The 8,445-nt window shown below is 38.8% G+C and carries 10 protein-coding genes; 4 read left to right on the plus strand and 6 right to left on the minus strand.

Annotated features, from left to right (window positions below; all coding sequences use genetic code 11):
- Positions 1–455 (minus strand): GNAT family N-acetyltransferase (locus tag E5A76_RS19855; protein ID WP_161119985.1); only part of this gene is annotated, 455 nt, incomplete at its 3' end.
- 79 nt (positions 456–534) lie between these two features.
- Positions 535–1,686 carry a chromate efflux transporter gene (gene chrA, locus E5A76_RS19860; RefSeq protein WP_107165772.1) on the minus strand — a complete coding sequence of 384 codons (1,152 nt, stop codon included), beginning with the start codon at positions 1,684–1,686 and terminating at the stop codon, positions 535–537.
- A 183-nt stretch (positions 1,687–1,869) separates the two neighbouring features.
- Between chrA and E5A76_RS19865 the strand changes: the two genes are divergently transcribed.
- Positions 1,870–2,802 carry a LysR family transcriptional regulator gene (locus E5A76_RS19865; RefSeq protein WP_107165771.1) on the plus strand — a complete coding sequence of 311 codons (933 nt, stop codon included), beginning with the start codon at positions 1,870–1,872 and terminating at the stop codon, positions 2,800–2,802.
- Positions 2,803–2,899: 97 nt separating this feature from the next.
- Positions 2,900–3,442: a hypothetical protein gene (locus E5A76_RS19870; RefSeq protein WP_237458809.1), complete on the plus strand. Its 543-nt coding sequence runs from the start codon at positions 2,900–2,902 to the stop codon at positions 3,440–3,442.
- Between the two features lie 36 nt (positions 3,443–3,478).
- Here E5A76_RS19870 and E5A76_RS19875 read toward each other — a convergent pair whose 3' ends face one another.
- Positions 3,479–4,594 carry a 1-acyl-sn-glycerol-3-phosphate acyltransferase gene (locus E5A76_RS19875; protein WP_161119990.1) on the minus strand — a complete coding sequence of 372 codons (1,116 nt, stop codon included), beginning with the start codon at positions 4,592–4,594 and terminating at the stop codon, positions 3,479–3,481.
- 259 nt (positions 4,595–4,853) lie between these two features.
- On the opposite strand from E5A76_RS19875, the gene E5A76_RS19880 reads away from it, so the two are divergent.
- Positions 4,854–5,534 (plus strand): AraC family ligand binding domain-containing protein, encoded by a 681-nt coding sequence (locus E5A76_RS19880; RefSeq protein ID WP_161119986.1) that lies wholly within the window; start codon positions 4,854–4,856, stop codon positions 5,532–5,534.
- 102 nt (positions 5,535–5,636) lie between these two features.
- On the opposite strand, the gene E5A76_RS19885 is transcribed toward E5A76_RS19880, so the two are convergent.
- Positions 5,637–6,158, minus strand: a complete 522-nt coding sequence (locus tag E5A76_RS19885; RefSeq protein ID WP_316247353.1) for a hypothetical protein — start codon at positions 6,156–6,158, stop codon at positions 5,637–5,639.
- Positions 6,159–6,178: 20 nt separating this feature from the next.
- Positions 6,179–6,700: a nicotinate-nicotinamide nucleotide adenylyltransferase gene (locus E5A76_RS19890; RefSeq protein WP_161119987.1), complete on the minus strand. Its 522-nt coding sequence runs from the start codon at positions 6,698–6,700 to the stop codon at positions 6,179–6,181.
- Between the two features lie 234 nt (positions 6,701–6,934).
- Between E5A76_RS19890 and nadE the strand changes: the two genes are divergently transcribed.
- Positions 6,935–7,771, plus strand: coding sequence for an ammonia-dependent NAD(+) synthetase (nadE, locus tag E5A76_RS19895; RefSeq protein ID WP_161119988.1), 837 nt, complete (start codon positions 6,935–6,937; stop codon positions 7,769–7,771).
- A gap of 106 nt (positions 7,772–7,877) precedes the next feature.
- Here the strand turns inward: nadE and E5A76_RS19900 are convergent, their stop codons facing one another.
- On the minus strand, positions 7,878–8,402 hold the full coding sequence (locus E5A76_RS19900; protein WP_161119989.1) for an HD domain-containing protein: 525 nt from the start codon (positions 8,400–8,402) through the stop codon (positions 7,878–7,880).
- Positions 8,403–8,445 lie beyond the last annotated feature (43 nt).

Consider the following 8,445-nt stretch of genomic DNA (forward strand, 5'->3'; position numbering starts at 1 on the left):
TATGCGATCGTCGGCAGCGTCAGATGTGTATAGAGACAGGATGGAATATTATCAGGATATGTCACAGCTTGGATCTTCGTTAAACCATAACGTTTCATTTCATCTGCAATAACTGCTTCAGCCGCTTCAAAAGCATAACCTTTACCGCAATATTGACTCAAAAATGCATAACCTAAATCAGGACATGTTAGCTCTGGTCGCTTTAACAAACCACACATCCCTATCGCTGTATTCGTCGACTTTAAAATAACCATATTTAAGCCGAACCCATTAGCTTCATAACATGCCATTGGGCCTTGAGTTAAATAACGAATAGCATCTTCGTGGCTACGTACACCTTTATCTGCGATATATCGAATAAATAACTCTTCATTAAGCAAACGAATGATAAAGTCAGTATCCGTTAGTTCAAATTTACGAATCACTAGCGCTTCTGTTTCACAGACAATATGCATATAGGCTTCCTAAAAGAAGAAAGGATCTGGCTATGCACAGATCCTCTAAAATAATCATGATGTTATACGCTTATCAGGATCAAATCACAATCATATAATTTGCAACAAAAAGCAATATCGCCAGCAACCACACAGGACATTTGAACTGTTTAAATGCAATGAATCCCACTACGACTAACACGATATCAAACCAAGATTTTATCCCGCTTGTCATAATTGGCGTCACAAATGCACTTGCTAACAAACCTACTACTGATGCATTCACTAATGTAATTGAGTGCTTTAAACGCTGATGAGCAAATAGTGCTTTCCATGCAGGAACAAATGCAAACAATAGCAGTGCCCCCGGTAAGAAAACGGCTATGGTTGCAATAAGGCTACCCACGACAGGATGCAATGAATCAATTGATGCACCAAGATAGCTTGCCATGGTAAACATCGGTCCAGGTACAAGCTGGGCAGATGCATAAGCATTGATAAATGTTGACTCGCTGACCAACCCTTCCATCATAGGTTGTAATAACGGAAGTACCACATGACCACCACCGAATACAAAACTGCCCGCTTGATAGAATATGTTAAACAGATTCAAGCCTTGGCTATAGCTTGCGATTAATGGCAATACAACTAATAGGATAATAAATGTACTCAATATGCCCATATGCGGTTTAATGCTAACGGCTTGCTGTGTTTTTGTTGGCTCGACATTTTTGTATGAAAGACCATAACCAATCGCAGCAGCAATGCAAATTGGTAAGATTTGCCCTAGTAGGCCTGTGCTGAAATAAACCCAGATTGCCGTTATAAAAGCGATCGTAATGGTCAGTGCTGAAGTAAGATTCTTCTTAGCCATTCCCCATAATGCGTCAGCCACTACAATCACAGCCAATAGTTTGGCTGCTAAAATTAAACTCTCAACAACAGAGTTTTGCGTCACGCTACTGCTTGCAATGGCAAGTGCCGTAAGCAGCGCAAATGATGGTAAGGTGAAACCAATAAAAGCGGCAACAGCACCAAGGTACCCCGCTTTTTTAAAGCCAATATACATACCTAATTGGCTACTTGCAGGCCCAGGCAAAAACTGACACAAAGCAACAGCATGGTTGAAATCATCATCGCTGATCCATTTCTTCTCTTGTACAAATGCACGTTGAAAAAAACCGATATGAGCAGCAGGTCCACCGAAACTATATAGGCCTAAAAGTAAAAAAGTCGTGAAAACGGTTAACATGGGTTCCTCCATAAACTATCGCATTATCATAGCGTTAACCTCTTCATTATTAAAATCGTTTAAAATGATGTTATTTATTGTTTTTACTAATAGTTATATTGATGTTTAGTAGGTAAAGAACAATAATGCCTTGGTTATATATCCTGATTTTATTTTATGTGACACTGTCACTTAGGTTTGTGAATGCTTGATAATCTACAGCAAATGGTCATCTTGGCAGCGGTTGGCCATGAACAGAATTTTACTCGTGCAGCCGAGCGTTTAGGCATTTCTAAATCACAAGTAAGTAAGCAAATAAAGTGCTTAGAGGATCGACTCGGTTGTCAGTTAGTACAGCGTAGTACCCGTACCGTAGTACTTACAGAAATTGGGCTTCAATATGCTGATTATGGGCAACAACTCATTGATACCGTAAGTGAAGCCGAAGCGATGGTTGCAGGGTATCGTAATGAAATCACAGGTGTTTTACGTATTGGTATTGCACAATCATTCGGTAATATTCATATCACCTCAGCGCTTGCTGAATTCCAAAAACAAAATCCTAATTTAGAGCTTGAGATCAGCTTGTTTGATCATCGCCCTAACCTATTAGAAGAAGGTTTTGATTGTTGGATAGCGATTCATGAGCATCCACCGGAAGGCATGGTGGCAAGAAAACTGGCCAAATGTGAATTTGTTGTGGTTGCCTCTCCTGACTATATTGAACAGCACGGTATGCCTGAATCACCGAGTGATTTACGTCAGCATAATTGCATTACTTACCAAAGTCGGGAACGTAAATACGTTAATTGGGAATTCTGCCGAGATGGGATCAAACAATCAATTCGTGTCAGTGGTAATTACCGTATCGATAATGCACCTGCTGTGTTAGATGCAGCCATGAGTGGTTTGGGGATAGCTTATCTATCAACCTATTTACTCACCGATGAAATTCAATCTAATAAACTTGTAACTCTACTACCAGAATGGAAAACAACAGTAGATTTGCCAATTTATGCTGTCTATCCACGTCGTAAGTACCTAGCACCTAAAGTACGATGTTTTATCGACTTTATGGCTGAAAGAATGGCTCTTCCGCCTTATAAGAACAGCAACCCTATTCTTTTTAATCAATAGTGTACTGTTGTTGGAATAGTCAAATAAGGTGTATATATCAAAATAAGTTAGCTCAATATACTAGACTTGATAATAAAGCCTGTATATTGAGTCTGCTATGTGGTTAATTCCTCGATATTTTAAGCGTTCCTTCTCCTGTAATAGCTACCTTGCCAGTATCCTTTTACTGTTCGTTCTATTTAACTCAAAAACATGTTTTGCCATTCATAGCTTTAGCCAAACACATCCTATCTCTCATCCTTTGATGACAAAGCTTGATCATTTTCCAGAGCAAGCAATGTTAGTGGAATTTCCAACCCATTATGACGTAATTTACTTTGAAAATAACAGCAGCCAATTAACGGCAAGAATTAAAAGTATTCTCGATGAACTCGGCTACTTATTAGAGACTTACAAAGAAACATTTATTGTTATTACTTTGCATACAACAGGCGATTTAGCACATCAACGTTTATATGGCGTTGCTGATTACATTGCTATGCAATTTGATATTGAAGAAGAAAGGATACAATTGCTTCAAACCAGTGAGGAAGAAACGGCTCACTATAAACAATACGAACAAAACTGGATAAATAGCACCGAACTGATCATGCCACAAACGATTATCGTGACTTATGATCCGGAATTAGGCATGTACTAAAAAGAAACGGCACACTCGGTGCCGTTTGATTCAATATTACGATAGCTGTTGTTTTTTCAACGCTGGCAATGCATACATCTGTTTCAAAATGTCATTCACGCCTTCATTGTGATTTTCAAACTTCTTGTTAAACAGTGACTTTTCATCTTCTGTCACCAGATCAGAATCCATACCTGCAGCAATGTAGTTTGCTGGGAATAAATGGTAATTCTGAGTAATTTGACGATCGATTTCTAATGCTAATTCTTCTGGGGTTTCTGGAGCATGGGTGATCACATCACCAAAGCTAATATGAATATGGCGTTTTTCGCCAACGATGCCTTGAACGATACTTTCAATATCTTCAAATTCACCTTTCTCATAACTGCCCGTTGTTGCCTTCTGATGTAATTCTTCAGCTTTAGCCACATCACAAGGATCGTTTTCGTAAGAAATCGCTACAGGCACAATATTTAAACCGCTCATAAAGTCTTCAAATGATTGTTTACGTTTTCGACCTTCCATATAAAACATTTTTAAAATTGCTGGATCAGTTTTATCGTTGCCATCTTTAGCACGACCTTCTTTCTGTGCAATCCAAATGTTATTGCCTGTTTCTAGCGAGTGTGAAATATAGCTTGATAGCAAACCTAACGACTTCATTAACTCACGCGGGCCTTTAGCCGAACGTTTCACAATAAAGCTCTTGTTTAAGCGCATGAGCTCTGTCGCACAAGGTTTCTTTAAAAGATTATCACCAATTGCAATTCTTACTGTGCCCATTTTCTCTTGATATAGACACCAGTTAACCATCGCAGGATCCATTGCAATATCACGGTGATTAGAAACAAATAAGTAAGCTTTGTTTGGATCAAGTTTATCAAGACCAGTATACGTTACACCATCACATGAATGTTCAATCGTGCCATTCATGTATTTAGCAACTTGGTCTTGCACGTCTTTAACCGTTTTTATGCCAGACCATTTCTTGACAAGAAAGCGCTTAATTAAAGGAATAAGTAACCATCCAAACATGCCCGATGCATGAGGGAATCGGTATTTTAAAATGGCATTGATAAAATCTTTATCATCAATGAGGCGTTGAATCGCACCACTAACTTCATCGTCGTTATATGGGCGGATTTCTTTATAAATATCGTTATCTACTTGCACAGTCATGCTTCATCTTGAAAAAACTGGTTTATTTTACTTATAAAAAAACATTAGCCAAACAACCAGTGTCAATAACCGTGATGGTTGGAGGTCATACCTCATTATTTAGGCGAATTTTTAAACGCTTATTCGGCATTTTGCCCTAATTTGATCACATGATGAATGTTATCTACAGTATTTAGTTATTACATTCCCCTCTGAGTTGACGCTATCAGAAAAAAACACGAAGATGTGCAAGCTTATGTGTTAGAGAGTCACTATGAAACAAGCTATTGAGTTTTCAAACAACGAACATCCTTTTCTTTTTGTTGGTTCACGTCGTAAAAGCCATTGTTCTTACTTCATTATTGTAACTAACGGCAGTGTACTGATCCGTTTAGGTAAACATGAACACATGGTTACTAAAGGCCATGGCTTTTGGGTACCATTTGACTGTTTACACGCTATTACTGTGCTTCCAGGTACTCAATATTACAAAGTGGCGTTTTCCGTTCGAATGACACAACCATTGTGTACTGATGCAGGCTTTTTTGTTGTTTCTCCTTTGATCAGAGCGGTTCTTGATGAGCTATCAAAAACACCTGTAGAAAAACATCAATGGGAAGGTGCTGAAGGTAGATTATTACGTGTCATTGCAGATCAAACAGCAAACCTATCGGTATCAACCCAATCGCTATGCCCTGCAATTAATAAGCAATATCACAATTCATTAGCCTTAATGCTATCAGGTAACAAGATCACTGAAAAAGCGACCATCAGTAGCCTTGAAGCAGTCATGAATATGACGGTTAAAGAGTGCGAAGCCTGCATTATGATGCGTGAAGTACTGAAGCTGAGTCGTTCAGGTCGTAAATTGCCACAAATTGCAGCTCAGCTAAATACAACCGAGCAAATGATTGAAGCCTTATCACTGCCTATTCTTGGTGAAAGCTTAAAGTAACCGCTTTAAATACGCAGCCTGTTCGCATATTCAGTAAACAGGTGAAGAAAAGAAGAATAAGTAAAACGCCCACAACGGGCGTTTTTTATTACTTGGAAAAGGCTAATTAATAGGAAAATGTAATTGCATCGACACACCATCTTCAACATGGCTATTGTTGTGCCAACGATAATCAAACCTCACTCTCGGCGTATGCCCTTTTGGATCACCAAATCCTAAACTCATTTGTAAGCCATGATTTAAGATCCAACTTTCAGCTCCAGCTACATTTGAAAAGTCTTCTTCATCATATTGCTCCGGCATCCAAAAGCCTAAACCATAAAATGTCGAGGCACTGTGATCCATCAAAACGGGAGAATCGGCAAAGTCATCATTCCAATGTAACCAAAACTTACTGCCATAGTTACTTTGATCTAATTTCCAAAGTGATGAATTATCCTTAGCTTCTATCTTCTTAAGATCATGATCATATGAAGCTATAGAGCACATCGCACCATAATTCTTATTAAAGAGACTATTGGCAGACCCTTCTATATAAGAATCATTACAATTGAACGCCAACACTGACGAAGGAAAAATAAACGAAAAGCTACATATAATTGATAACGGGATTGTTTTAAGCACGCTGACATAACCCCTGCAACTTAAAATTGAAAACGCCCATCTGTCATCAGCAACTTACAAACACTTGGAGTAGTAAGTTCAGAGACATTTTCTCCCTTAGCCAACTTGTCACGAATTAAGGTACTTCTGATCGGTAACGTTTCAGGACAAGCTAATACCTGCCAACGGCTAAGTATTTCTTTTGACATGTAAAACTTACTAAAGTTCAAGAAATTATCAGGGCCAACCACAAAAGTAATTTGATATTCAGGGTAGCGCTTTTCTAACTCTTGAAGAACCGCGAAAGTCGTTATCGCTTCATCGTCAATCGCAATATCTTGTTCTAGTGTTGATAGTTCTAAATTGCTCTGCGCAATATCATTAATAAACGCAGAGACAAGCTGACAACGAAGTGAATAATCCAGCATCGTTTTACCCCAAGCATGACTATAACTTGGTAATAAAAGAACTTTGTCATAATGCGCTAAGCGTTCTAATACCGAGCGATGCCCTAAACTTGGCGGATTAAATGCGCTACCAAAGACGGCGAGTGTTTGTTTCATCCATCAGACCTATCGAACTGTTTTTTCGCAAAGATTTTCTAATGATGTAACTATTATTTAAGCATTTCCAAGAAAATTGCTGACTAATTTTAGTTAAATCTATCTTTAGCATTGATCATAATTAAGAGTTATCGCATGATTTTGAAAAAGGTGTAATGGTTTAGCTCTCATTTCTCCATTATACCGTTTCAAATGATTAATATTTGGGCTAACGCCCTTAAGGATTCATATACCATGGAACAGCTTATCCGCACTGAAATGCGTGTGTTACCTGAAATTGACGTTGATTTTGAAATCCAACGCCGTGTGGCATTTATTCAGAAAAAACTTAAACAATCAGGCTGTAAATCTCTTGTGCTAGGCATTAGTGGTGGCGTGGATTCAACAACCTGTGGTCGCCTTGCTCAATTAGCAATTGATGGTTTAAACGCAGAAACCAATACTAATGATTACCAATTTATCGCTGTACGCCTACCCTACGGCGAGCAACAGGATGAAGATGAAGCCCAGCTAGCATTACGCTTCATTAAGCCTAGCCATTCGGTTAGCGTGAATATTAAAGATGGTGTTGATGGTATACATGCAAGTACCCTTTTTGCTCTTGAAGGTACCGGCCTTATCCCTGCAGATGAAGCAAAAGTTGATTTCGTTAAAGGTAATGTAAAAGCACGAACTCGTATGATAGCTCAATACGAAATTGCAGGTCTTGTTGGTGGTTTAGTTTTAGGTACAGATCATTCAGCTGAAAACATTACTGGCTTCTACACCAAATTTGGTGATGGCGCTTGCGATCTTGCTCCTTTATTTGGCTTAAATAAACGCCAAGTACGTAAGATTGCTGCAAAGCTAGGTGCTCCTGAGCAGTTAGTATTCAAAGTTCCGACAGCTGATTTGGAAGAACTAGCACCACAAAAAGCAGATGAAGATGCACTTCAAGTTTCTTACGATCAAATCGATGATTTTCTTGAAGGCAAGCCTGTTGAAGATTTCGTACGTGATCGTTTAGTGTCTATCTACAAAGTCACTCAACACAAACGTCAGCCAATCCCGACTATTTACGACGAAGAATAATCTTCTTTATGTCTGCTGCGAGTCATTATCGCGGCAACAAAAAAGCCTTTGGTTTAGTCTATCTAAACACAAAGGCTTTCTTTTATCAGTTATCTAACCAAGTTAATTAATAGCAATTAACACAGTCTTTTGTATGTATTAGTGAGTCTAATTCTTGCCAGATCTCATCGCATAAACCAGGACGGTATACCGCATGTTTAAACGCTTCATGCTCAGCTTGATACATTAAATAATGACGACGTGAACTATTACTACTCGAACGTACATTCGCTAATCGGTCGCAAGCTTTGACAATCAATGCTAAGCGAGCAGCATCTTCAGCAGGATTAAGCGAGAATAAACGTTGGTTGATCTCTAATTTGCGCTTCGCTCTATCTTCTAACTTAACATCTGTTACGTAATTCACTGCATCAGCAATGGTGTAACCAAATACATCAGCTAATTCGTCAAATGTTGTTTCTGTGTCTTCAATAACATCATGAAGTTGGGCAACAATCATCGCATCGGTACCGTAAGGGCTTGCTAGCTCTGCTACCGCGTCTAGATGAATGTAGTATGGGTAATCTCCATATTTTTGTTCACCATGGCGTTCCTTCGCAAATGCTTGTGCCTTTAAATAACGGTCATTCATATCTGTCTCCTTATACACATCTGACGCTGCCGACGATCGCATA

It is taken from the genome of Photobacterium lucens (assembly GCF_009873615.1).
Lineage (GTDB): Bacteria > Pseudomonadota > Gammaproteobacteria > Enterobacterales > Vibrionaceae > Photobacterium > Photobacterium lucens.

Bases quoted from the DNA above. Each gene is read 5' to 3' on its own strand.
- E5A76_RS19900 (WP_161119989.1), bottom strand. From the start codon at position 8,402: ATGAATGACCGTTATTTAAAGGCACAAGCATTTGCGAAGGAACGCCAT.
- E5A76_RS19870 (WP_237458809.1), top strand. From the start codon at position 2,900: ATGTGGTTAATTCCTCGATATTTTAAGCGTTCCTTCTCCTGTAATAGC.
- E5A76_RS19890 (WP_161119987.1), bottom strand. From the start codon at position 6,700: ATGAAACAAACACTCGCCGTCTTTGGTAGCGCATTTAATCCGCCAAGT.
- nadE (WP_161119988.1), top strand. From the start codon at position 6,935: ATGGAACAGCTTATCCGCACTGAAATGCGTGTGTTACCTGAAATTGAC.
- chrA (WP_107165772.1), bottom strand. From the start codon at position 1,686: ATGTTAACCGTTTTCACGACTTTTTTACTTTTAGGCCTATATAGTTTC.
- E5A76_RS19865 (WP_107165771.1), top strand. From the start codon at position 1,870: ATGCTTGATAATCTACAGCAAATGGTCATCTTGGCAGCGGTTGGCCAT.
- E5A76_RS19880 (WP_161119986.1), top strand. From the start codon at position 4,854: ATGAAACAAGCTATTGAGTTTTCAAACAACGAACATCCTTTTCTTTTT.